Here is a 24930-nt window from a genome sequence, read left to right on the forward strand (position 1 = left end):
CTGCATCTAAAGAGATTAATACATTTACAATAGAAGCTCCTCAACTTAAGACTTTCAAAAAAATATGGGTGTATTTGCCTAAAAATTATCAAAATTCTGAAAAAGCGTATCCTGTTATTTACATGCACGATGCTCAAAATTTATTTGATAATGAAACAGCTTATGCTGGCGAATGGCAAGTAGATGAATATTTAAACACGCTTTCTCAAAATGAAAGTATAATTATTGGCATAGCGCATGGCAATGAAAAAAGAATAGAAGAGTTAACACCTTACAAGCATGAAAAATATGGTGGCGGACAAGGTGAAGCATATGTTACGTTTATAAAAAATACGCTTAAACCACATGTAGATGTTACCTACAGAACAAAGCCTAAAGCAGAGCACACAACTATTTTTGGCGCTTCACTTGGAGGTCTTATATCCTTTTATGCGGCAATTAAATATCCTGAAACCTTTGGTAAGGCTGGTGTTTTCTCTCCATCCTTTTGGTTTAGCGAAGAGATCTATGAACTAGCAAAATCTGTTGATATACCTGCTACATCAAAATTCTATTTCTTAGTTGGAGATAAGGAAAGTGACACCATGGTATCAGATCAAATAAGAATGGTAAATTTATTAAAGACTAAAGGCGTTAACGATAATCAAATAGAAAGCCACATCATAAAAGACGGCCAACATAATGAAAAATTATGGAGAGAAAACTTTGCTGCTGCCTATGATTGGTTATTTACTAAAGCAAACTAAATTATGACGAATAACGATATTTTTAAAAAGCTAAGAGTAGCACACAAACTTAGAGATGAAGACATTGTAAAAATCTTAGAGCTTGTAGATTTTAGAATCTCTAAAAGTGAGCTTAATGCCTTTTTTAGGCGAGAAGATCATCCTAAATATATGGAATGTGGCGATCAGATTCTCCGAAATTTCCTAAATGGTTTAATTATTCATTTAAGAGGTCCGATGCCAAAACCTCAAAAAAAGAAGGATTAAATTATTAAGTTCATAAAAATATCTAAATTATTTTTTTGTTATCTTCTTTGCCTTTAAATTGCATAATAGAAACTGATTCATAGCATGTTTGAAACCTCTTCAAAACACACTCCTTTGTTAGATATTTCTGCAAAGGAAATAAAAACACTAAACGAAAAATACAAACCTTTATCCGCAGCTGAGCGTATAAAACAACTGTACATAGATTTTGATATGGCAGATGTTATGCTTACCAGCTCATTTGCGGCTACGTCTGCTTTTTTGTTAAAGTTAATTTCAGACATTAATAACAAACAAGAAGTATTCTTTATTGACACAGGTTACCATTTTGAAGACACACTAAAATACAAGGCTACTTTAGAAAAAAAATACAACCTTAACGTTACGTCTATTTCTGGAATTAAGGAAGAACATGAGTTTACAACAAAAGACGAAACCTGGAAGAAAAATCCTGATTTTTGTTGCTCTATCAACAAAGTTCAACCTTTACAGACAATAAAGAAAAATTACAAGGTTTGGATTTCTGGTTTAATGAAATGGCAAAGTGACCACAGAGCAACCTTAGATATCTTTGAAGAACGTGGAGAAATATTAAAATTCTATCCGCTTTTAGATGTTAGTAAAGAAGAACGAGATGCTTTTATAAAAAAGCATAATCTTCCGTTTCATCCATTAGTAGCTAAAGGTTATAATTCTATTGGTTGTAAGCATTGCACTGTTCCAGGAGAAGATAGAAGTGGTCGTTGGAACAACAATCCTAAAACCGAATGTGGGTTACATTTATAAAAGACACATATTAACTAAAAAATTAATGTTTTAGTTTTTAACATAAAAAAAGCGCCTTAATTAAGGCGCTTTTTTAATTCTATATTTTTTCTTTTCTTAAGAAAGAACGTCTTGTACTTTATCAGCAGCTTCCTGGAATTCTGTAGCACTTAGTACATCTAAACCAGAGTTGTCAATTAAGTCTTTAGCTATATCTGCATTGGTACCTTGTAAACGTACAATGATTGGTACGTTAATGTTACCCATGTTTTTATAAGCATCTATTACACCTTGTGCTACTCTATCGCAACGTACAATACCACCAAAGATGTTAATTAAGATTGCTTTTACATTTGGATCTTTTAAAATGATTTTAAAAGCAGCTTCTACTCTAGCAGCATCTGCAGTACCACCAACATCTAAGAAGTTAGCTGGCTCACCACCTGCTTGCTTTATTAAATCCATTGTAGCCATTGCTAAACCAGCACCATTTACCATACAACCAACGTTACCGTCTAGGTCTACATAGTTAAGGCCTAATTCACCTGCTTCAACCTCAATTGGGTTTTCTTCACGCTTATCGCGTAATTCAGCTAAATCTTTATGTCTGTATAATGCATTAGCATCTAAAGTTACTTTAGAGTCTACTGCCATAATTTTGTCATCACTTGTTTTTAAAACAGGATTGATTTCAAATAAAGAGGCATCAGATTTTACGTATGCTGTGTAAAGAGACGTTACAAACTTTGTCATTTCTTTAAATGCAGCACCTGATAATCCTAAATTAAAAGCTACACGACGTGCCTGAAATGGTAAAAGACCTAAAGCAGGATCTATTTCTTCTGTAAAGATTAAGTGAGGTGTTTTCTCTGCAACTTCCTCGATATCCATACCTCCTTCAGTAGAATACATAATCATGTTTTTACCAGTACCTCTGTTTAAAAGTACAGACATGTAGTATTCTTCTGGTTCGTTATCGCCTGGATAGTACACATCTTCAGCAACTAAAACCTGGTGTACTTTTTTACCTTCTGCAGAGGTTTGTGGTGTTACCAAATTCATTCCGATGATTTGACCAGCAAGATCTTTAACCTCATCTAAATTTTTGGCAAGTTTTACACCTCCACCTTTTCCACGTCCACCAGCATGAACCTGAGCTTTAATAACATGCCAACCTGTGCCTGTTTCTTCAGTTAATTTCTTAGCTGCTTCTACAGCTTCGTCAGCACTTTGAGCCACAATTCCGCGTTGAATGCGTACTCCAAAGCTGTTTAGTAATTCTTTTCCTTGATATTCGTGTAAATTCATGTGTGATCTGAAATTAATTCGTTACGCAAAAATACATATACGCTTAGTTTAAACCAATAATTTTTGGGTCGAATTTTTAAACCTTTGATATAACTTATGGTTTTACTTTCTGTTCAGGTTTTTTATTATTGAAAATGCACTATCTACATAGGCATCTTCTACCACAATAGTAAACTCGTTTGTTGTAGAAATCACTTCATACAGCGCTACATTTTGCCATGCCAAACGTTTTAGAATTTGATAATATAAACCAGCAACTGTTGTATTGCTTTTTGGTAAGGTTAAACTGATAGCTGACAGATTTTCTTTTACAGCAATACACTCTTCATTCTTAAAACTTTCTTGTACCGAAATTCTTTCAGAACTCGAAATGATAATATTACTTTCTAAAATACCTCTAGTAAAAGTGTAAAACACATTACTCTTATCTTTTATTTTTGTTAGAATTGCTGCCTGACTATCTATTAAGGTATTAGAATTTTTATATGTAAAATCACTTAAATTAGAACGCAAGGTAATGTCTCCCAACTGTCCTAGAAGTGTATCTAACTTATAATATGGTTTACTAACTTCTAAACGATCTTTAAAACGTCTTAAAGCCATCATAATAGCTCCTGTTTTTACTGGTTTCCCTAATTGTTTAGAGACCTCATCTTGCAAAACTTCTGCTAATGCAGAGTAATTAATAATCTCTTTTGCCAAGCCTTCTTCTAAAAAAGGCTGCTCTAATACAATGCTTTCTACACAAGAGGCAATAGTCTTCACGCTTTAAGAATTAAATTTGTTAATTATTTAACTTATTGTGCAAAATTAGTAAATATTCAACAATAAATTCCTTGATAACTTTTCTAACTCTATGTTTGTGTCCTTAATTAGGAAAGAAATTAATGGACAACAATACGTTATTACAAATTGCTAAAGAATACGGAAGCCCAATATATGTATATGATGCTGAAAAAATCACATCACAATACAAGCGCTTAACCAAAGCTTTTAATTCTGTAAACAACTTAAGAATTAATTATGCTGCTAAAGCACTATCTAACATATCTGTACTAAAGTTATTTAATAGTATGGGTTCTGGTTTAGATACTGTTTCTATACAAGAAGTACAACTTGGTCTTAAAGCCGGCTTTAAGCCAGAAAACATTATCTACACACCAAACGGAGTGTCTCTTGAAGAGATTGAAAGTGTAGCAGAATTAGGTGTACAAATTAATATTGATAATCTTTCGATTTTAGAACAATTTGGCTCTAAACATCCAAAAATCCCAGTTTGTATAAGAATAAATCCGCATGTTATGGCTGGTGGAAACACCAACATTTCTGTTGGTCATATTGATAGTAAATTCGGTATTTCAATTCATCAGATACCTTTATTACTTCGTATTGTTGAAAACACTAATATGACCATAAACGGCATACACATGCATACTGGTAGTGATATTTTAGATATTGATGTGTTTTTGTATGCCAGTGAGATTTTGTTTGAAACTGCAAAGAATTTTAAAAACCTTAAATTTATTGACTTTGGTTCTGGTTTTAAAGTACCTTACAAAAAAGGAGATATAGAAACCAATATTGAAGAACTTGGCAAAAAACTATCAAAGCGATTTAATAGTTTTTGTAAAGAATATGGAAAAGACCTGACCCTTGCATTTGAGCCAGGTAAATTTTTAGTGAGTGAAGCAGGTGTGTTTTTAGCAAAAGTGAATGTTGTAAAACAAACAACATCTACAGTTTTTGCTCAGATAGATTCTGGTTTTAATCACTTAATACGACCTATGCTTTATGGATCTCAGCATGAAATTGTAAACATTACTAACCCAAAAGGACGTGAGCGTTTTTACTCTGTTGTCGGCTACATCTGCGAAACCGACACCTTTGCCAATAACAGAAGAATTTCAGAAATAAACGAAGGTGATATTTTGTGTTTTAAAAATGCTGGTGCCTATTGCTTTACCATGTCTAGCAACTACAACTCGCGTTACAGACCTGCTGAAGTTTTAATATACAAAGGGAAACCTCAACTCATACGACAACGTGAAACCTTTGAAGATATTCTAAGAAATCAACTTGAAATTGCTATGTAAAAATTGAAAATGTTTATTTTTAGTTTAGTAATTCTCCCTTAGTTTTTAAGGGAGAATTTTTTTAGTCCTTTAATTGTTTTTGTTTTAAAGTCGTTTCTACACCATACTTATCTACCAAATATACTAAAGCTGTCATTGTTGCGGCTCCAAGTTCTAGTTCGCGTTTATTAACATGTTCAAAGGTATCATTGGCAGCATGATGATGATCAAAATAACGTTGAGAGTCTGGTCTTAAACCTGCTAATAAAATACCGTCATCTTTTAGTGGACCAATATCTGCACCACTATAACCTTTTTCAAAATAATGAATTAAATACGGTTTAAAAAGCGTTCTCCATGCATCGATTTTTTGCAGCATTAATTCACTACCATCAAAACTAAAGCCTCTTGGTGTAAAACCACCTGAATCACTTTCTAATGCAAAAACATGTTTTTCTCCTTTTGTTTTTGCGACTTCTGCATATTTGCGTCCTCCTCGCAGTCCGTTTTCTTCATTCATAAAAAGCACAACTCTAATACTACGCTTTGGTTTAATGCCACTTTCTTTCAACAAACGCAACACATCCATAGATTGCACTACACCTGCACCATCATCGTGTGCTCCATCTCCTAAATCCCATGAGTCTAAATGACCTCCAACGACGATATATTCGTTAGGAAATTCGCTTCCTGTAATTTCACCAATGACGTTATAAGATTGTACATCTTCAAACTGCTGACAACTCATCTCGAAGAAAAATTCTAAGTCTTTATTTTGTTTTAAAGCTTCACTCAGCTTTACAGCATCATTGGTGCTTATTGCTGCAGATGGTATTCTTTTTTCAACTGGCAAATCTCCATAACTCATACTTCCTGTATGCGGATAATCGTCTTGTCTAGAACTCAATGAACGTACAATAGTACCAACCGCTCCATACTTTGCTGCTTCGTGAGCACCTCTATAACGTTCTACAGAGCAGCCTCCATAGGCTTCAAAAGTGTGGATTAAATCTGGCTGAAGTGCTCTATTAATAAATACAATTTTGCCCTTAATTTTTGCCTCTCCAAGGTGCTTTAAATCTTCATAACTACCAACCTCAATAACCTTTGCTTTTAACCCATTTTCTGGTGTTGCAACTGATCCGCCTAATGCACAAATATTGACTTTATTCAACTCTCCAGAAGTAGTAAAATAAGCCATTTCTTTTTCTCCTCTAACCCATTTTGGCACCATAACTGGTTGCAACCATACTTTATCTAAGTCTAGTTTTTCTAGCTCCATTTTGGTGTATTGCACAGCAAGTTCTGCGTTGGTTGAACCAGATAAACGACCACCAATAGTATTGGATAAATAGTCTAACCACTGGTAACTTTTGCCATTGGTTAAAGATGTCTTGTAGATGGTTTTTAATGCTGCTTCGTCAGATTGAGCAGAAACACAAAACGAACTCAACATTAAACCAAATACAATAGCTTTTAATTGAATATTATTCATTTTCTAATTCTTGTTTATACAAACCTATATTAGCTTTTTCCTTTGCAGGAAGTTCTGGTTCTTTTATATCCTTATACGTTTTAAGTGTATCGTAAAGAATTTTTGCCACCAAATAACGTGCTGTTGGTTTATCATCAGCAGGAATATTGAACCAAGGTGCGTGTGGTTTTGAACTTTGATTTAAAACCTCTTCATAGCATGATTGATATTTATCCCAAAGCTTACGTTCTTTTAGATCATCGGCAGAAAACTTCCATTGTTTATCTGATCTATCGAGACGTCTAAGTAATCTGTTTTTTTGTTCTTCTTTTGAAAGATTTAAAAAGAATTTAAAAATGATTGTACCGTTATCTGCAATATGCTTTTCAAAATTATTGATTTCCTTGAAACGCCTTTCCCAAAAGGCTTCATCGATATCTTCAACAGAATTGATTCCTGGCATATTTTCGTACATTAAATATTTGGGATGCACTCTGGTAACCAACACATTTTCGTAGTGTGTACGATTGAAAATTCCGAATTTACCCCTTGCAGGCAAAGCAATATAATGCCGCCACAGGTAATCATGTTTCAACTCTAATTCCGTTGGCTTTTTGAAGCTATGCGCAACAATTCCTCTAACATTAAATTCTTTAAACACTTCACGAATTAGACTATCCTTACCTGCTGTATCCATCCCTTGAATGCAAAACAAAACCGAATACTTGCCATGAGCATACATAGCATTTTGTATATCTGCCAAGTCTTTGCTAATGTCACGCATCGCCTCTTTGATGTCTTTTTTATCAGCGTCAAGATTATACTTAGTTGTTAAATCTTTAATGTTGACTTGGGACTTAATTCTAAAATCTTCTATGTTTATGTCTTTCATTTCTTTTAAATTCTAGATTATTATGACGTCTGAACTACCTAGTAATGTCCATTCAGCAAATGCGCATAATGACACAACTTTACTTAGAAGCAAATGCTTTTACATCTGCTTCGCTTACTTCTTTTCCACCTAAAATAATTAGACGCTCCACAACATTTCTTAACTCTCTGATGTTTCCTGTCCAGTCGTAATTTTGAAGAAGTTTTATAGCTTTATCTGAAAAGGATTTTTTAGCATTTCCTTGTTCTTCAGAAATTTTATTAGCAAAATAATCTACTAGCAAAGGAATATCTTCTCGTCTGTCATTTAACGCTGGAACTTCTATTAAAATTACTGCTAGTCTATGGTACAAATCCTCTCTAAATTTACCATCAGCAATTTCTTTTTTTAAGTCTTTATTAGTTGCAGCAACAACTCTTACATTTACCTTAATATCCTTATCGCTACCAACACGTTGTATTCTGCTTTCTTGTAAAGCACGTAGCACTTTAGCTTGAGCAGAAAGACTCATATCACCAATTTCATCTAAGAAAATAGTGCCTCCGTTTGCTGCTTCAAATTTTCCTGCTCTATCTTTATTTGCTGATGTAAAAGCACCTTTTACATGCCCAAATAATTCACTCTCTATAAGCTCACTTGGTATAGCAGCACAGTTTACCTCAATCATAGGTCCTTTAGAACGTTCGCTCTTTTGGTGCAACCAATGTGCTACCAGCTCCTTACCTGTTCCGTTTGGTCCTGTAACCAAAACACGAGCATCTGTTGGAGCTACCTTATCTATCATGTCTTTGATGCGAGCTATAGCAGCACTCTCACCAATCATTTCGTAATTTTTGCTTACTTTTTTCTTAAGTCTCTTGTTTTCTACAACAAGTTCTTTTCGGTCTAAAGCAATACGAACTGTATTTAATAATCGGTTTAAATCTGGTGGTTTAGATATGTAATCAAAAGCACCCAAACGCATTGTGTTAACAGCTGTATCTAAATCTCCATGACCAGAAATCATAACCATTGGTGTTTCTGGTTTTATTTTTTTTACAGCTTCTAGCACTTCTACACCATCCATTTTTGGCATCTTTATGTCACAAAGTACCAAATCGTAGTCATCCTTTTTTATTTTTTCAATTCCGACTAAACCGTCTTCAGCTTCTTCAACTTGGTACGTATCACTTTCTTCTGAAAGTATCTTAACCAATACTCTGCGGATTGCAGCTTCATCTTCTATTATTAATATTTTAGACATATCTATATTTTAAATTTTAATCCTGTTCTTAAGTAAAATGTATTTACATCATTTAACTTAAAAACCTCATCTCTATCTTCGTTTCTTAAGGCATTATTTAACCTAAAGGTGTAACCAGTGTACATATAAGCCACCAAATGTTTAGTAAAACAATATTCATACCCAAGTCCTCCGACAGCTAAAGATAATGATATATTATCTACTTGTTTTCCGTTAATTTGCTGTGGTCGTTGTATGTGCGCAAAATACCCATCTAATGTAACAAAGGTTTGAAGCATATTTTTTTCATTGAAAAAATACTTAATATTAGATTTTGGTACACCTGCATTAAAAGACCAATTTTCATTAACTCGCCTATAATAGCTTATAAAAGGTAATGGAATTGGCAAACCTGTTGTAGAATTGTATGTAAGACCTAATACTAAACGGTATGGTCTTTTAGCAGTTTCGTCTTTTGTTCTATCGTTTATTGCAAAAATACCTCCATTAAGAAAAAAATCATCAGAGGTTAGTTTTTCTGTTAATGTAGATGCTATTCTTGGATTAAATTTTAGGCCTAAACGCCATTTTGTACTGGATTTAAAAGTGTAACCAATACTTAGGTCTATAATATTTATGGTCTCTAAAAGCGACTTATCAAACGGATAGTTGTCTTCTAAATTAAGAATAACTCTATTATATTCTGCACCTAAAACTAAGTAGCAATCCTTGCTGGTCTCAATAGGGTAATTAAATAAAGCTCTTAGCCTTGTGTACTGATCTTCGGAATCTCCTTTTGGGATAAAAGAATATTCTAAACGTGCTAAATCTGTAAGTTGTGCTTTTGCAGAATACACACAACACATTACAACAAGGGCTAGTATTGTATGGCATTTCTTAAAGCGTAAAATCATATATTTTTTTATTTCTTTTCTATAATGTGAATATCGCGTTGCGGGAACGGAATTGAAATATTATTTTCTCTGAAAAGTCTATCGATTTCGAATCGAATATCACTTTTAGGAAAGCTAGCCTTAAAACTATCATTGATAGTAAAAACCAACTTAAAATTTAACGAACTATCGCCAAAATTAGTAAACAACACCACAGGCTCAGGCTCTGATATAACATCTGGATGTGTGCTTGCAGACTGCAACAGTAGTTTTCTTACCAACTCTACATCACTTCCGTAAGCAACACCAACCTCAACACTTTCTCTGGTTGTTGTTCCGTTTTGCGTCCAGTTGTACAACGAATTGGTTAAGTAGAGATGGTTAGGTATTACCAACACTTTATTATCTATAGTTACCGCTCTAGTTGTTCTTAATTTAATCTCTTCTACTCTACCTACTTTGCCTTCAATTTCAATAATATCTCCAACATGAACAGACTGATCTATGAGTATAAATACTCCCGAAATAATATCTTGAAACAAGGTTTGCAATGCCAAACCAACACCTATTAAAAGTGCTGCTGAAGCTGCAAAAACAGCTGTAACATTAACACCAACTGAATGCAATGTAATAAGCAATATAATGAGGTATATTAACCACCTAAAGTAGCCATACACAACATTAAACTTTCCTTTATCTGCTTCGGGTAGGTTTCTGGTAATAATTCTTAGAAAAACCTTTAACACAACAGTTGTTATTACAATAGCTGTAGTAACAATTAGCATATCAAAAATTGAAATGCTAATGTCCTTAGTAAAGTCTATATGCAGACTTAGAAACTCTTTGGTATTTTCCCAAATAGAGCTTTCTGTTATTGTTTCTTCTATTTCACTAAGACCTTGCATGCACTAGTATTTCAACCACTTAAATAATTCTTTATATGTTGGTTTCTTACCATACATTAAAATACCTACACGATAAATTTTGGCAGCAAACCAAACCGCAAACATAAATGTACCAATAAGAAGCAACAAAGACAAACCTTGTTGCCAAATCGGCACACCAAACGGAATACGCATTAGCATTACCACAGGAGATGTAAAAGGAATAAACGAAAACACTGTTGATACTGTACCATGAGGATCTTCGATAACCGTAAATACACCAACATACACAGCTAAAATTAAAGGCATTAATATTGGCAGCATAAACTGCTGTGTGTCTGTTTCGTTATCTACAGCAGCTCCAATTGCAGCATATAATGAACTGTAAAGTAAATAACCTCCAATAAAGAAGAACATAAAAGCTATAACAAGATTTAATAGAGGTAAGTTATTAATACCGTTTAAAAGATTTTCAGCCATGGCTTGAGCACCTTCTGCCTGCATAGCTTGGTTCATTAACTCTTGTTGAGGAGTTGATGTTTGGGCTAAATCTATTCCAAATATTGTAGAAACAACAATCATTAAAACACCACCTAAAACTACCCAAATTGCAAATTGCGTTACACCTGCTAATGATGTACCTATAATTTTTCCCATCATTAACTGAATAGGCTTAACTGAAGAAATTATGACCTCAATAATTCTACTTGTTTTTTCTTCAATAACACTTCGCATTATCATGTTACCATAAATAATGATGAACATAAATAGCAAATAACCTGCAACTCCTCCAAATGCTAGTTTTATAATATTATCTAATTTGGAACTTTTTTGACCATCAAAACTCTCTTGAGCAATATCTACATTTGTTTTAGCTGCCTCTATTTGTGCTATTGTAACACCATCTTGCTGAAGTTTTTTGTCTCTTAAAAATTTTTCTATTTTACCTTCTATACCTGATATAACAGTCAAAGAGGGTGTTTCCTCTGAATAGAATTTTATACTCTTAGAAACTTCCTCTATAGAATCAACTTTAGCTACATACAACAAACCATAGTCATTAGTTTCTTTTACAAGCTTTACAGCTTCTTCTAAGTTAAAATCCTCTAGATTATTATAGGTTGTGTTCTCTGTATTCTGAAAAACATCCTTTAAAAATCCTGACTCATCTAGCACTGTTATTGTTCGTTTTTTATCGTTGTTAAGTTGCGATAAATAAGCCACCACAGCGATTAGCGCAATCATAATCAGTGGACTTAAAAAAGTCATTATAATGAAAGACTTATTTCTAACCTTTGTAAGGTATTCTCGTTTTATAATGAGCGGTAAATGATTCATTATTAGTTATTTTTTACAGTTTGAATAAAAATATCATTTGCTGTAGGAATCACTTCCACAAAATGATTTACTTCTGCTGTTGAAGTTAAAAACGACAGCAAATCGTTTGATGATGTTGCCTCATTAATTTTTATATTGAGTTTAATATCATCATTTAAATTTTTGAAGGTTGCTGGCAAGACTTCAAACTTATTCTTTATTTCTGCAATAACAGCTTCGCTATTGTTAGACTGTAACCCAACCTCAAAAGTATTGGTTCTGTACTGACGTTTTATGTCGTTTAATTTTCCGTCTAAAATTTTATTAGACTTATGAATTAATGCTATATGATCACAAAGCTCTTCTACAGATTCCATTCTATGGGTAGAAAAAATCACTGTTGCTCCTTCATCTCTTAATTGTAGAATTTCATCCTTTATTAAATTAGCATTTATAGGATCGAATCCTGAAAACGGTTCGTCAAAAATTAAAAGTTTTGGTCTGTGCAAAACTGTAACTACAAATTGTATCTTTTGCGCCTGACCTTTACTTAATTCTTGTATTTTTTTGTTCCACCAATCTCCAATATCAAGCTTATCAAACCAATATTTTAGTCTGCTTTTTGCTTCAGATTTAGACATCCCTTTTAGCTGTGCCAAGTACAAAGCTTGCTCACCAACTTTCATAGATTTATACAATCCACGCTCTTCTGGCAAATAGCCGATATCTCTAATATGCTCTGGTTTTAAAGGCTGTCCGTCTAATTGCACAGTACCTTCATCTGGCATTGTTATTTGGTTAATAATACGTATTAGAGTAGTTTTTCCGGCTCCATTAGGGCCAAGTAATCCAAAAATACTGCCTTTTGGAACAGCGATTGAAACTTCATTTAGTGCTTTAAAACTTCCGAAGCTTTTAGATACGGAATCAGCAACTAATAAATCGTTCATAGGAGTAGTAGTTTTTTACAACGGTTAGTTTGTAAATATATTAAATGTTAAACATTTTGTTGCATTTAAACCTTACTTATTAAGTGTTTTTTACTGTACAAATAACATGTTGTGCACACAAATAATGTTCAGTATTGTCTAAAAAAACAAAACCCACCCTTATGGTTAGATAAGGATGGGAAAAAATTGCTATGAAAAAGAAAAATTACCGCTAATAAGAATTAGCGATAATTCAAAGATAGTATTTTTTATTTAACATTTAAGGTTTTACGAAAACATATCTTTAACCTTTTCAAAAAACGACTTATCAGAGCTTTCTGGTTTAGGCTCAAAGTGCTCGTCATCTCTCATGTTTTCAAAAAACTCTTTTTGCTTTTTATTCAAAGTCTTTGGTGTCCAAACATTTACATGAACAAGTAAATCACCTTTACCATAGCCATTAATACTTGGAATTCCTTTACCTCTTAGCCTTAAGATTTTACCAGATTGCACACCTGCGTCTATCTTAATTCTCACCTTACCTGTAACCGTATCAATCTCTTTGGAAGTTCCTAAAACAGCATCTGGTAGACTTACATACATATCGTAATGTAAGTTATCTCCTTCTCGTTTTAGTGTTGGGTGTTCTTCTTCTGAAATCACAACCAAAAGATCTCCAGCTATTCCATTTCCTGGTGCATCATTACCTTTTCCGGTAACTTTAAGTTGCATACCATCTACAACACCTGCTGGTATTTTTACAGACACTGTTTCATCAGAAACTTTAAGGCCTTGCGCATCTGCATCTGATGGTTTTTTATCTATAATTTGTCCGGCACCACCACAGGTTTGACACGTTGTTGCAGTTTGCATTCTACCCAAAATAGTATTGGTAACTCTCATTACCTGACCTGCTCCATTACATGTTGTACATGTCTTATAACTTGTACCTGGTGCTTGTATTTTTCGTTTTACTTTTATCTTCTTCTCAACTCCATTAGCTACTTCTTCTAAAGATAGTTTAACACGTATTCTAAGGTTGCTACCTTTTACCACACGTTGTCTACCTCCTCCGCCGAAGCCACTGAAGCCACCTCCACCAAAGGCACCTCCAAAAATATCACCAAACTGGCTAAAGATGTCATCCATATTCATGCCACCTCCACCAAAGCCACCTCCACCTTCAAAGGCTTGGTGACCAAACTGATCGTATCGTGCTTTTTTCTCCGAATTACTTAAAACTTCGTAAGCTTCTGCTGCTTTCTTAAATTTTTCCTCAGCTTCTTTATTATCCGGATTTTTATCTGGATGGTACTTTAAAGCCATCTTGCGATAGGCTTTTTTTATTTCTGAGTCTGAAGCACTTTTACTTACTCCTAGTATGTCGTAATAATCTTCTTTCATGTTTACTGCCCATAAAACGGGAATCTTTTATTGTTCTCGATACATCTCGAGGTTTACCGCTTGTACACCCGAACTGACGAACCGTTAATAATTTATCGTTTATGCCTGCCCTATTACCACTTTTGGGAAACGGATAACTTTATCTCCCAGCTTATAGCCACGCTCTACTACATCGATAATTTTTCCTTTTAAATCTTCGCTTGGAGCAGGAATTTGAGTTACCGCTTCATGGTCATCTGCATTAAAGGTATCTCCTTTATTTACTTCAATTTTAGACAATCCTTTTTGCTCTAAAGTATTCAATAATTTGTTATAAATTAAAAGTACTCCTTTGCGTAACTCTTCGGCTTCTTTATCTTCTTCTATGTGCAATAAGGCACGTTCAAAATCGTCTAAAACTGGTAACATAGACAACATTACTCCTTCGCTAGCTGTCTTAAAAAGCTCTATACGTTCTTTATTTGTTCTTTTTTTATAATTCTCGAACTCGGCAAACAAACGCATAAATTTGTCTTTCTCTGCTGCTAACTGGTCTTGCAATTGCTCTTCTGCAGTTTTTCCTTCGTTTTGCTCTTGTTCTGCTGTTGCTGTTGCAGTATCTTCTACCTGAGGCTCTTCAACCTTGTTTTTATCTTTTTTACTCATTTTGAGTGTGCTTTATTTTTAATCTAACTTTTAAATCTACGATTTAGGGTTGCAAAAGTACTGCCATTATTATAAAAATGTCAAAATGTCATTAACATTTTTTTATTAGATAATAGTGCTGCATATTGTTAACTTTGTGTTTTTAACAAACAATTTCAAAAAAAACACTAACATGAAAACAACTTTCTTAAAAATTACTGCTTTAGTTGCATTTGTAGCGTTCTCTAGCTGTAAAGACAAAGCTGAAGAAGCAGAAACAAAAGCCGCTGAAGAAGTTGCTGTAGCAAAATCTACTGCTGTAACTTTTAAAGCAGATACTGACAAATCTATTATTACCTGGAAAGGTTTTAAACCTACAGGCTCTCACGAAGGTACTATTAATGTTAAAGGAGGTACTATTGCTATCAATGGTGACACTGTAGAGAGTGGTAAATTTACTATAGATATGTCTACTATTGAAGTAACAGATATTCCTAAAAGCGAAGAAGGTAATGCTAACTTACAAGGACACTTATCTGGTCCTGATTTCTTTGATGTTACTGGTTTCCCTACTGCAGAATTTGAAGTTACTGGTTTTGAAAACAAAGATGGTAAAAGTATGCTTTCTGGAAACTTAACCATGAAAGGTGAAACAAATAATATTAGTTTCCCTGTAAAAACTTCTGTTGATGGAGATACAATGACTTTAACAAGTGAAACTTTTACAATTGACCGCTCTAAGTGGAATATAAAGTATGGATCTAAGTCTTTCTTTGATGATTTAGGAGATAAGTTTATTAACGACGATATTGAACTAACTGTTAACCTTTTAGCTAACAAAGCTTAAGACTTTATCAGCGTACCTCAACGCCTTAATGTTGAGACACACAAGAAAGATATAAATTATAAGAAAAGCACTTGCGGAATCGTGAGTGCTTTTTTGTTATTTATGAGCTAAGATTCTAATTGTCAACGAAAAATACGTAAGGATACGTATAGTAAGAACCTGATTTTTATCTAATTTAGTAGAAAATCACAAAAGATAATTCATGAAGTTAGAACAAATTTTAGACAAACTTGGGTCAATTGAAAAAAACTCATTTATTAAAATAATTGACAACATTATATCCAACTCACCAAAAAACATCAAAGAAATTGACAAAATATTAAGCACCTCTGATAAAGGACTGAAATCAGTTGACAACCAAAATATTTCTAAAATCTTTGCATTAACTTCTGAGGAATTTCAACAACATATAAAATGTGAATTTCAAGAAATAACATCTCAGTTAGACATACTGATAGATATAATCATAAGGGATGGTAATTGTATAATGAAAAGGGATTGGTTTTCTAGACTTTATGATAAAGAAATCAAACATTTAAAAGGAAGGATAAAAGTCCTAGAATCAGATTTTAAAAATGAAAAATCAGAGTTAAGTGAGAGTCGCAAACGTGATTATAAAATTTACAAAGCATGTTTACACACTGCATATAAAAATGATATTGAGAACAATAGAGATCCAAAAATTACTTCTGACGAATTATCTATCATTTTAACACTATCAAAATATTTAGGTCTTTCTCAAGAGGAAATTAAATTAATCAACTATTCAATTGTACCTATTAAAAAGCTAGATATTCAAGATGTTATTAAAGATTTGAAAAATATTGGTGTTATATTTTACTCTAACAAAGAAAACACTGTATATGTTGCTGATGAAATGGTGAGAATGCTGAGGAAAATAAGGGAAAAAGAAGTTGCAGAAAAGTTTTATCGAAGAACCCTAAAATTACTTAGACAACCAATTATTAATCAAATTGCAAGAGAACATAATATAGATAGAAATCTATCCCATGCCCAAAAAATAGAAGAAATAATAAAAGAAGGTGTTTCATTTACAAACTTGTTAACTGATAACATTTATAAAAATGAAACAACATTAACAGAAAAGAAAAAAACATTAAATGAGCTTTGCGAAAAAGGTTTAAATATTTCAAACCTTAGAGGCAGTACATTAGATGAAAAAATTATGAATCTCATCAATCATTTTGAAAATGTTGAACGAGATGAAAAAGTTGGTATTTCCTTAGATGGTTTTGACAAGTTACTTTCTGAATTAAACCAATCGTTACCCAAACTTAATCGAGATATTAAAGAACAATTTGAACTACAGGATGAATTTGTACTTAAAGCTGACTATTTATTGGATTACAATATTAAACCTAGAGATATCCTTGATTTAATAGTTAAATCTGATTTAACAAAATTTATCAAAGATTATGGAATAAAACAACGAGGCGATGACATTTTAAATATTCTTGAACACTACAAAGATGTTGAAAATCTATATTTAGAAAATTATGAAAATGTGGCATACAGGAATCTCAACACATTAAAAGAGAATGGAATTTCAGTAAAAGAAAGTGAACTAGGACAAAAATTCGAAGATCTGACAAAAACAATTTTTAAAGATTTAGGCTTTAATGTTGACGATACATTCAAAAACAAGTTGAATACAAAAAAGGACATGATGGATATCCTTTTAAACCTTGGAAATGAAGAAATTATAATTGTTGAATGTAAAACGAGTAAAGAACGAGGATATAATAAATTTAGTTCTGTATCAAGACAGTTAAAATCTTATCAAAATTTAGCTTTAAAAAACGACTTGAGAATTGTAAAAATTTTATTGGTTGCACCAGAATTTAGTGATGACTTTGTTACAGATTGTGAAATGGACACTGAAATGAATCTTTCATTAATTACAGCTTCAACTCTCTCAAATATTTATGAAGCATTTAAAACGTCTAAATATGAAGAATTTCCCTATGTCCTTTTTAGAGACATAGTCATTAATGAAGAAAGAATTATTAAAGCACTTAAAAAATAATCTCTTTCAAAACTCATCATATCCTACATCAACAAATCCTCTAAAGCAGGTCGTAAGTTTGCGTATTTAAAATCAAAGCCCTTGTCCTCTATTTTTTGTGAGCTGACACGTTGGCTTTCGAATAAGAGAATATGCATTTCTCCAAGCACTAATCGCATTACAAATCTTGGGATATTTGGCAAAATCAATGGTCGTTTTAAAACACTTGCCGCAACCTTAGTTAACTCTTTATTGGTAACTGCGTTTGGTGCCACTCCATTATAAATACCTTCTAACTGGTACTGTAATGCATGCATAAAAATACTGGCTAAATCTTGTACATGTATCCAGCTTTGCCATTGTTTGCCATCGCCAAAAACAGCACCTGCGCCATACCTAATAGGTTTTACAATTTCCGGTAGAGCACCTCCATCTTTTGCCAAAACCAAACCTATGCGCACTTTAGCCACTTTAGACCCTAATGTTTTAAAACCATCTACAACACCTTCCCACTGCTCTACAACTTCGCCTAAAAAAGTCTTAGACACCTTGGTTGAATCTTCTTCGTAATAATTAGTTAAACTCGTAGGATATACACCAATAGCACTCGCAGACACCACATAACCAACCTCGTATTTGTGTTTTATAATTGTGTCCTGTAATAATTTTGCTGTTTTGGTTCGGCTATCTAAAATTTGTTTCTTGTAACTGCTGGTCCAACGTTTTGAAATACTTGCTCCTACCAAATTTACAATAGCAGACACACCATTAAAACAGTTATGATCTATCTCATTAGCATTCGGATTCCAATAGAACCCTTTGTAATTTTCTTCTTTATTTAACTTGGATTTTGAGGTAGTTAGATAATGGACCGTAATACCTTGTGCATGACATTGTTTTACGATCTCTTGCCCAATTAATCCTGTTGCGCCTGTAATTAAAACCGTCATTGCTTTTTCTTTTTCTTACTAACAAAGGTACGATATGAAGTGAGCCATCCTTACGACTTTAATTTGGTTTTAACGTTTGGTACCTTCAACGTTTGTGCTAATTAGTTTTAGATACGAGAGCTTATAAAATTAGTATTGATAACCATTTAATTCCTCATAGCTTCTCAATACGATTGCTTAAGCTTCGCTTAGGTATCTTCAATCAAAATATATTTTGATTTCGATAGTTTCGCAATCACTCGAAGTGACGTTTAGAAAATATATTTTGCTTGCTTCGACGAAAATTATTACTAAACACTTGGCTCGTTGTACGTTGCCGAATGCTATTACTAAACATTTGACTCGCTGCACTTCGTCAAATGCTAAGAGCTCTTTTTCTGAAGGACATCTAGCTCACTATGTTCGCTGAATATTAAGAGCGCATTTTGCGCGCTCGTAACATTTCTCGTTTGCCAGGTGGACCAGGAAGTCTTTCAACAACAAAACCAACCGCTTGCATAGCGCGTCTTACACTACCTTTTGCAGAATAGGTTACTAAAACACCTTTCTCTTTTAGTGCTTTGTACATAATTGCAAAGATATCTTCTGTCCATAGCTCTGGTTGCACACGTGCACCAAAGGCATCAAAATAAATGATATCATACTTATCTTGGTCTATAATGTCTTTGAAAAATTTTTCTTGCTTTTCGAGCGTAAAGCCTTTACTAACATTATGCTTTTCTTCCCAAGAAATATTGTGCATTTTTTCAAACTCAGCCTTAAATTTTTCAGAAATTAATTCTACATAATTGAGTTGCTGAATTTCTTCAGGTTTTACAGGATAAGCTTCTACACCAACATAATTTACAGATTCCTGAAGTTCTTCAGCTTTTAAAAAAGTAAGAAAGGCATTAAGACCTGTACCAAAACCTATTTCGAGAATGCTTATTGGACGAGAACCTGAAACAGGTTCAGGATAACAAGCTTGTAAATAAAAAAGCAAACCATGCTTTATAAATACGTGGTTTGCTTCTTGTATGGCACCATGAATGGAATGGTATTGTTCATTCCAATCTTCTATTTGTATGGTTTTAGAACCATCTGAGGTGGTGATTATTTTTCGCTTCAATTACTGAATTAAAAGTTTTTTAATTTTTGGAATTGGTCCTGTACATTCGGTTTTATGACATGCTATGCAATTACTTATTGCTGCATTAAAACGCTGTTTTAATTCTGTGTTAGATAGTGTATCTGCAATAGATTGCTGTGCTTCTATAAAGTTATCTATCTTACTATTCCAAACAGCACCTCTGGCATGACCGTTACTCATTTCTGCAGAATGCAATTTCATTATATCTAATGGCATTGATGTAGGAATTTCTCCATCAATAATCTGCTGTCTTATTTGCAAGTTATATGCATACATACCATTCATAAGATTTGCCATCTCAGAAGGTTGATACATTATAAGCTCTGGCTTGTCTTCCTTTTCTACAGGCTTGGGCTCCGCTTCATTTTTACAATTAAAACACAATAGCAATAAAGCTATAAGTGCGAGAGTTTTATTGCTTAAGGAGTACTCCATCTGCTAAAAACTTATATTCGAATTTAGGCTCAGTAATTGCTGCAATCTCTTCTTCAGATTTACCGTCATCTTCTGCATAATGTCTTAATTCATCTACAGTAGTTTCTGTAACAAATGCTTTTCCGTTAACCACAACTTCGCCTTCTGCGTTTAATGGCATAAAGAAACCATAGTCCTTAAAACGCACAAACACTTCTTTATCATCACCTACATCTAATCGCATCCAACATCCTTTTTTAGAACATACAGAATTTATGGTTCCCGTCATTTTGGTATTGATAGTATCACCAACTTTTAAGCCTTCATAACGCTCTACCATAAGAGCAGGAGAAAGTGCATTGGCATCGTCTATTTCCTTTCCAAACGATGCATAAGCAATCTCTTCTTTTACCTCTTTAGTCGTTTCTTCTTTTGCGTCTTTCTCATTTTTACAAGACACTAAGGCTAAGCTCATTGCGAAAAATAAAATTATTTTTTTCATGTATTTAATGTTTATTGTTTTTAATAGTCTCAAAGAACATCCTCTCAGTTATTATTCGGTTTTATGATTAGTAATTAATCATGGAGGTTTCTTTATTGATTTGTTTAGTAATGTTTGTATTATATCTACAAAGCTACAAAGCTACAAATTTTAAGATAATATTACCTTTTATTAACCACATTGATTTTGTACTTTTGCACTAATTTAAAACACCTCTTTAATGGTAGAAACTAACCCTAACGAAATCGTTGTAGTAAAATCGGAAAATTCAAAAATTAACACTGTTGATTTTGACAACTTAGTATTTGGTCGTGTATTTACAGATCATATGTTTGTTTGCGATTTTGAAAATGGTAAATGGCAAGATCCTAAGATTACACCATACCAACCTATGACCTTTGAACCTTCTGCTCGTGTTTTTCATTATGGACAAGCCGTTTTTGAAGGTATGAAAGCCTATAAAGATGATGATGGAAAAATCTTTTTGTTTAGACCTAAACAAAATTATGACAGAATAAACAAATCTGCCTCAAGACTTGCTATACCTGAGTTTCCTGAAAATTACTTTTTTAAAGGCTTAGAAACTTTATTAAAAATGGAAAGCGATTGGATAAAACCAGGTCTTGGCAACTCATTATATATTCGTCCTTTTGTTATTGCTACTGAGCCTGCGATCTCAGCATCACCAGCAGCAACTTACAGATTTATGATTATTTGCTCGCCAGCAAAAGCTTATTATAACAAGCCAGTACGTGTATTGTTTGCTGAAAAATTTAGTCGTTCTGCTGATGGCGGAGTTGGTTTTGCAAAAGCTGCCGGAAACTATGCTGCACAGTTTTACCCAACTGGATTGGCTCAGAAAAAAGGTTTTGACCAAATTATCTGGACAGATGCTTCTACGCATAAGTATCTAGAAGAAGCTGGTACAATGAATATATTCTTTAGAATTGGCGATAAACTTATCACTGCTCCTACTAGCGATAGAATTTTAGATGGTGTAACACGTAAAAGTGTTTTACAACTTGCTGAAGATCTTGGTATAGATTACGAAGTAAGACCTGTAAGCGTAAAAGAAATTAAAGATGCTGCTGAAGCAGGAAATTTAAAAGAGATATTTGGTGCTGGAACTGCAGCGGTTATTAGTCCTGTTTCTGCTTTTGAACATGCTGACGATGTTTTTGAAATTCCTCAGCAAGAAAACTCATATGCTTCTCTTTTTAAGAAGACACTCACACATATACAACACAATTTATCTGAAGATAAACATAGTTGGAGACACGAAGTAAAATAAAAAAAGCAGCCAGTTGGCTGCTTTTTTTTATTTTATGATTCTAGAATATCCTGTATGTTTGGTTTAAAGTAATTTGGGCCTTTTAACACTTTACCGTCTTCTCTATAAATAGGCTCTCCATCCTCGCCTAGTTTACTCATATTACTTCTTTGAATTTCTTCAAAAACTTCCTCAATTTTATACTGTAACCCATGCTCTATAATTGTACCACAAAGAATATAAAGCATATCGCCTAAGGCATCTGCAACTTCTACTAAATCATTATTATTAGCGGCTTCTAAATATTCTTCATTTTCCTCTCGCATTAACTTGTAACGCAGCATATTTTTATCTAATCCTAAATCTGCTTTTGGTGTCTCTCTGTGTCCTATTTTAAAAGCGGTATGAAATGCTTTTACAGCATTAATTTTGTCTTGCATATTATATAAAAACTAAGGTTGTTATTTTTTTTGAAGTTTATAATAGTGAAGAGCTTTAATGTGATGTTTTTGCTCTAATTTTAATTATTTTTGTATAAAAATACGCTAATGTTTACAACTGGTCAACTGATTTTTGGGATATTATTCTTTATAGCTTTCGTTATAGCTGTAGGCTACCAATATCGTAAAGACTTAAAAATTCACAAAGTCTATTACAAAGGAACAATCTGGGTTCTTATTGCTTTCATTGGCTTTATAGGCATGATTGCCGCAGTTAAGTTTCTTTTGATGTAGCTTTTTATACTTCACTTCTTTTTTAACATTTTATCTACTAGGTGTTTTTAACTCTAGGCTGTTATATTAAAAAAGAAACTATGATAATTTTATACTCTATTTTAATTCTGTTAGTAATAAACGGACTTCTATTATTTTTTAGTACAAACAAAAAGCAGCCCAAATAGGCTGCTTTTAAAATCTCAGTACAAACGTATATTTAGTTTACTTCTGGTAAAAAGTTATACGTTTTGCTATACTCTAACATTTGCTCTGGGAATCCTACTGGCTGCGTTACTTTAATGGCAGTAATTTCACCGTTTTCATCCATCTCTGGTACTAAAACAGGATTTACAAAACCACTGTAAGGTGGATCTGGATAAGCTTCGTTACGCTTTAAAACTTCTGCGTGAATTGCTTGATCTACCTTAACTCCATAACCTTCTACTAAAGCTTCAACAGCAGCATAATCTCCTTCAGATTTAATACGCTGTGTTTCTCTTAATAACTGACCAAAAAGTTCATGTAACTTATCGTAATCATTAATATTAAAATATGTTTTTCCATCTCTGGTAACCTTTTCAATAACGTTGTCTGCTTTTCCTTTTTCGAATACCCAAGCAGAAACCCATTGACGGTTTCTCATATGTGCTTCCTCTACGTCGTCACCTAAATTCAAACGAACTAGCTGAGTCATAAGTCCATTTCTTATGTAACCATCGTAAGCTGCTTTTCCTACAGATTTCCAATCGTCAACTAATCCTAAATCTTGAAGTTTAGAATCGTATAAATAATATAAACCTACTAAATCTGCACGTCCTTCTTCTAGAGTAGATGCATAGTTCTTTAATGTTTCTTTAGTCTCTCCTACTCCAGGATTTAACTGACCAGATGCATGACCTATAACTTCGTGCAATGCTGTGTGAAGCTTGTCTGCTAATTGCCCATACTTTTCTTCAAGTTGTAACTCTTCTTCATCGTGTACAAACTCTTTTAAACGACCAGAACCTTTTGAATTTGCATAAGCTTCAATAATGTTACCTAGAGATACAGATTTACTTCCAACTTCCTTTCTAATCCAGTTGGCATTTGGTAAGTTAACACCAATTGGAGTACTTGGTGATGCATCACCTGCTTCACCAGCAACAGCAACTACTTTGTACGTAACACCTACTACACTATCCTTTTTGTGCTCATCCATTAAAGGAGAATTATCTTCAAACCACTGCGCGTTATCCGATAACACTTTCATTCTTTTAGACATTTCAAAATCATTGATTTGTACAATTGTCTCATAAGAACCTCTGTATCCTAATGGATCGTTATATACTTCAATAAAACTATTAATGTAATCTACATTACCTTCGGTAGCTGCTGTCCAAGCAACATTGTAATCATCCCAGGTTTGTAAATCTCCAGTTTTATAATACTGAATTAATAATCCTAATGCATCTCCTTGTGCTTTGTTTTCTGCAACACCTTGTGCTTTTTCTAACCACTTAACGATTTCATCTATTGCAGAACCGTAAAGCCCTCCAGATTTATATACACGCTCTTTTAATACACCATCTTCCTTTACTAACTGTGAGTTTAACCCATAAGATAAAGGCTGGTTAGGATTTGGTGATTTTTTTGCTGCATAGAATTTTTCTACATCAGCATTAGTAACATTTGGTCCGTAAAAATTTACCGCAGATAATGCAACGTTGTCTACACCTTTAGCTTGATTTACTTTCTTAGAATCCTCATCATTAAAGATCACATCAAAAGCAACACCATCTAATTTGGTGCTTGTTACTTTTAATAATTCATTTAAGTAATCTTTAGAAAACGTAGGCTTTAACTTGTCGTTAGAATAGTGATGATGAATACCATTACTAAACCAAACACGTTTTAAGTATTCTTCAAAAGCCATCCAATCTTTAGAAGTTTTATCTCCAGAATAGTTACTGTAAACGTTCTCTAAAGCTTTACGGATTTTAAGGTTGTGTCTGTAGTTTTGATCCCACATGATGTCACGACCTGCTAAACCAGCTTGAGTTAAATAGTACACTAATTTCTGTTCTTTTAGACTTAAATTATCCCATCCAGAAATTTGATAACGTAAGATTTTAATGTCGGCAAATTGCTCTACATTAAAATCAAATTCTCCTGCTACTTTTTCTGTAGTATCGTCCTTTACTGGCTCTTTACTGTCATTTTTACAAGACCAAGCAAAAACCGCTATAAAGCAAATTGCAAATATTGATTTTAAGTTCATATTATAAGTTAGTTTTTTTGAATTCTCACAAATGTAACACTTA

General features: G+C 33.4%; 24 protein-coding genes. 7 read left to right on the forward strand and 17 right to left on the reverse strand.

Going from position 1 to position 24930, the window contains the following annotated elements; translation table 11 throughout:
• The first annotated feature begins 68 nt into the window (after positions 1 to 68).
• The 3 genes from P7122_RS10835 to P7122_RS10845 all read left to right on the forward strand — a co-directional run bounded on the left by P7122_RS10835 (position 69) and on the right by P7122_RS10845 (position 1778).
• The gene (locus tag P7122_RS10835) at positions 69 to 746 is read left to right on the forward strand and encodes an alpha/beta hydrolase (RefSeq protein ID WP_437130090.1); all 678 of its coding nucleotides are present in this window, start codon (positions 69 to 71) and stop codon (positions 744 to 746) included.
• A 3-nt stretch (positions 747 to 749) separates the two neighbouring features.
• Entirely contained in the window at positions 750 to 992 is a 243-nt protein-coding gene (locus P7122_RS10840; RefSeq protein WP_278005820.1) for a DUF1456 family protein, read from the forward strand.
• Between the two features lie 84 nt (positions 993 to 1076).
• The gene (locus P7122_RS10845; RefSeq protein WP_278005821.1) at positions 1077 to 1778 is read left to right on the forward strand and encodes a phosphoadenylyl-sulfate reductase; all 702 of its coding nucleotides are present in this window, start codon (positions 1077 to 1079) and stop codon (positions 1776 to 1778) included.
• A gap of 96 nt (positions 1779 to 1874) precedes the next feature.
• On the opposite strand, the gene sucC is transcribed toward P7122_RS10845, so the two are convergent.
• Both sucC and P7122_RS10855 read right to left on the reverse strand, forming a co-directional pair.
• Positions 1875 to 3065 carry an ADP-forming succinate--CoA ligase subunit beta gene (gene sucC / locus P7122_RS10850; RefSeq protein WP_278005822.1) on the reverse strand — a complete coding sequence of 397 codons (1191 nt, stop codon included), beginning with the start codon at positions 3063 to 3065 and terminating at the stop codon, positions 1875 to 1877.
• Positions 3066 to 3167: 102 nt separating this feature from the next.
• On the reverse strand, positions 3168 to 3830 hold the full coding sequence (locus tag P7122_RS10855; RefSeq protein WP_278005823.1) for a hypothetical protein: 663 nt from the start codon (positions 3828 to 3830) through the stop codon (positions 3168 to 3170).
• Between the two features lie 122 nt (positions 3831 to 3952).
• Between P7122_RS10855 and lysA the strand changes: the two genes are divergently transcribed.
• Complete coding sequence (gene lysA, locus P7122_RS10860; RefSeq protein WP_278005824.1) at positions 3953 to 5158, forward strand: diaminopimelate decarboxylase; 1206 nt, start codon at positions 3953 to 3955, stop codon at positions 5156 to 5158.
• Positions 5159 to 5219: 61 nt separating this feature from the next.
• Here lysA and P7122_RS10865 read toward each other — a convergent pair whose 3' ends face one another.
• The 9 genes from P7122_RS10865 to P7122_RS10905 all read right to left on the reverse strand — a co-directional run bounded on the left by P7122_RS10865 (position 5220) and on the right by P7122_RS10905 (position 14797).
• A complete protein-coding gene (locus P7122_RS10865; RefSeq protein WP_278005825.1) occupies positions 5220 to 6632 on the reverse strand; it encodes a M20/M25/M40 family metallo-hydrolase in 1413 nt (470 codons plus the stop codon).
• Positions 6625 to 7503, reverse strand: a complete 879-nt coding sequence (locus tag P7122_RS10870; protein WP_278005826.1) for a PPK2 family polyphosphate kinase — start codon at positions 7501 to 7503, stop codon at positions 6625 to 6627. Before P7122_RS10870 ends, P7122_RS10865 begins: the two co-directional genes overlap by 8 nt.
• Before the next feature lie 79 nt (positions 7504 to 7582).
• Positions 7583 to 8746 carry a sigma-54-dependent transcriptional regulator gene (locus P7122_RS10875; protein ID WP_278005827.1) on the reverse strand — a complete coding sequence of 388 codons (1164 nt, stop codon included), beginning with the start codon at positions 8744 to 8746 and terminating at the stop codon, positions 7583 to 7585.
• A gap of 2 nt (positions 8747 to 8748) precedes the next feature.
• Positions 8749 to 9639, reverse strand: a complete 891-nt coding sequence (locus P7122_RS10880; RefSeq protein WP_278005828.1) for a DUF6268 family outer membrane beta-barrel protein — start codon at positions 9637 to 9639, stop codon at positions 8749 to 8751.
• Between the two features lie 8 nt (positions 9640 to 9647).
• Positions 9648 to 10523, reverse strand: coding sequence for a mechanosensitive ion channel family protein (locus P7122_RS10885; protein ID WP_278005829.1), 876 nt, complete (start codon positions 10521 to 10523; stop codon positions 9648 to 9650).
• Between the two features lie 3 nt (positions 10524 to 10526).
• On the reverse strand, positions 10527 to 11840 hold the full coding sequence (locus P7122_RS10890) for an ABC transporter permease (RefSeq protein WP_278005830.1): 1314 nt from the start codon (positions 11838 to 11840) through the stop codon (positions 10527 to 10529).
• A gap of 2 nt (positions 11841 to 11842) precedes the next feature.
• Positions 11843 to 12769, reverse strand: a complete 927-nt coding sequence (locus P7122_RS10895; RefSeq protein ID WP_278005831.1) for an ABC transporter ATP-binding protein — start codon at positions 12767 to 12769, stop codon at positions 11843 to 11845.
• A 267-nt stretch (positions 12770 to 13036) separates the two neighbouring features.
• On the reverse strand, positions 13037 to 14152 hold the full coding sequence (gene dnaJ / locus P7122_RS10900; RefSeq protein ID WP_278005832.1) for a molecular chaperone DnaJ: 1116 nt from the start codon (positions 14150 to 14152) through the stop codon (positions 13037 to 13039).
• A gap of 99 nt (positions 14153 to 14251) precedes the next feature.
• A complete protein-coding gene (locus tag P7122_RS10905) occupies positions 14252 to 14797 on the reverse strand; it encodes a nucleotide exchange factor GrpE (protein ID WP_278005833.1) in 546 nt (181 codons plus the stop codon).
• Positions 14798 to 14969: 172 nt separating this feature from the next.
• Between P7122_RS10905 and P7122_RS10910 the strand changes: the two genes are divergently transcribed.
• Both P7122_RS10910 and P7122_RS10915 read left to right on the forward strand, forming a co-directional pair.
• Entirely contained in the window at positions 14970 to 15623 is a 654-nt protein-coding gene (locus P7122_RS10910; protein WP_278005834.1) for a YceI family protein, read from the forward strand.
• A gap of 202 nt (positions 15624 to 15825) precedes the next feature.
• The gene (locus P7122_RS10915; RefSeq protein WP_278005835.1) at positions 15826 to 17670 is read left to right on the forward strand and encodes a hypothetical protein; all 1845 of its coding nucleotides are present in this window, start codon (positions 15826 to 15828) and stop codon (positions 17668 to 17670) included.
• 23 nt (positions 17671 to 17693) lie between these two features.
• Here P7122_RS10915 and P7122_RS10920 read toward each other — a convergent pair whose 3' ends face one another.
• The 4 genes from P7122_RS10920 to P7122_RS10935 form a co-directional block, all read right to left on the reverse strand.
• Positions 17694 to 18599 (reverse strand): TIGR01777 family oxidoreductase, encoded by a 906-nt coding sequence (locus P7122_RS10920; RefSeq protein WP_278005836.1) that lies wholly within the window; start codon positions 18597 to 18599, stop codon positions 17694 to 17696.
• A gap of 412 nt (positions 18600 to 19011) precedes the next feature.
• A complete protein-coding gene (gene mnmC2, locus P7122_RS10925; RefSeq protein ID WP_278005837.1) occupies positions 19012 to 19707 on the reverse strand; it encodes a tRNA (5-methylaminomethyl-2-thiouridine)(34)-methyltransferase MnmC2 in 696 nt (231 codons plus the stop codon).
• Positions 19708 to 20163, reverse strand: a complete 456-nt coding sequence (locus P7122_RS10930) for a hypothetical protein (protein WP_278005838.1) — start codon at positions 20161 to 20163, stop codon at positions 19708 to 19710.
• Positions 20141 to 20644, reverse strand: coding sequence for a DUF4920 domain-containing protein (locus P7122_RS10935; protein ID WP_278005839.1), 504 nt, complete (start codon positions 20642 to 20644; stop codon positions 20141 to 20143). Before P7122_RS10935 ends, P7122_RS10930 begins: the two co-directional genes overlap by 23 nt.
• A 220-nt stretch (positions 20645 to 20864) precedes the next feature.
• On the opposite strand from P7122_RS10935, the gene P7122_RS10940 reads away from it, so the two are divergent.
• Positions 20865 to 21935, forward strand: a complete 1071-nt coding sequence (locus P7122_RS10940) for a branched-chain amino acid aminotransferase (RefSeq protein WP_278005840.1) — start codon at positions 20865 to 20867, stop codon at positions 21933 to 21935.
• Positions 21936 to 21967: 32 nt separating this feature from the next.
• Here the strand turns inward: P7122_RS10940 and P7122_RS10945 are convergent, their stop codons facing one another.
• Positions 21968 to 22354, reverse strand: coding sequence for a pyrophosphohydrolase domain-containing protein (locus P7122_RS10945; protein ID WP_278005841.1), 387 nt, complete (start codon positions 22352 to 22354; stop codon positions 21968 to 21970).
• A 493-nt stretch (positions 22355 to 22847) separates the two neighbouring features.
• Positions 22848 to 24887: a dipeptidyl-peptidase 3 family protein gene (locus P7122_RS10955; protein WP_278005843.1), complete on the reverse strand. Its 2040-nt coding sequence runs from the start codon at positions 24885 to 24887 to the stop codon at positions 22848 to 22850.
• Positions 24888 to 24930 lie beyond the last annotated feature (43 nt).

It is taken from the genome of Winogradskyella marincola (assembly GCF_029624125.1).
In the GTDB taxonomy this organism is placed as follows: Bacteria; Bacteroidota; Bacteroidia; order Flavobacteriales; family Flavobacteriaceae; genus Winogradskyella; species Winogradskyella marincola.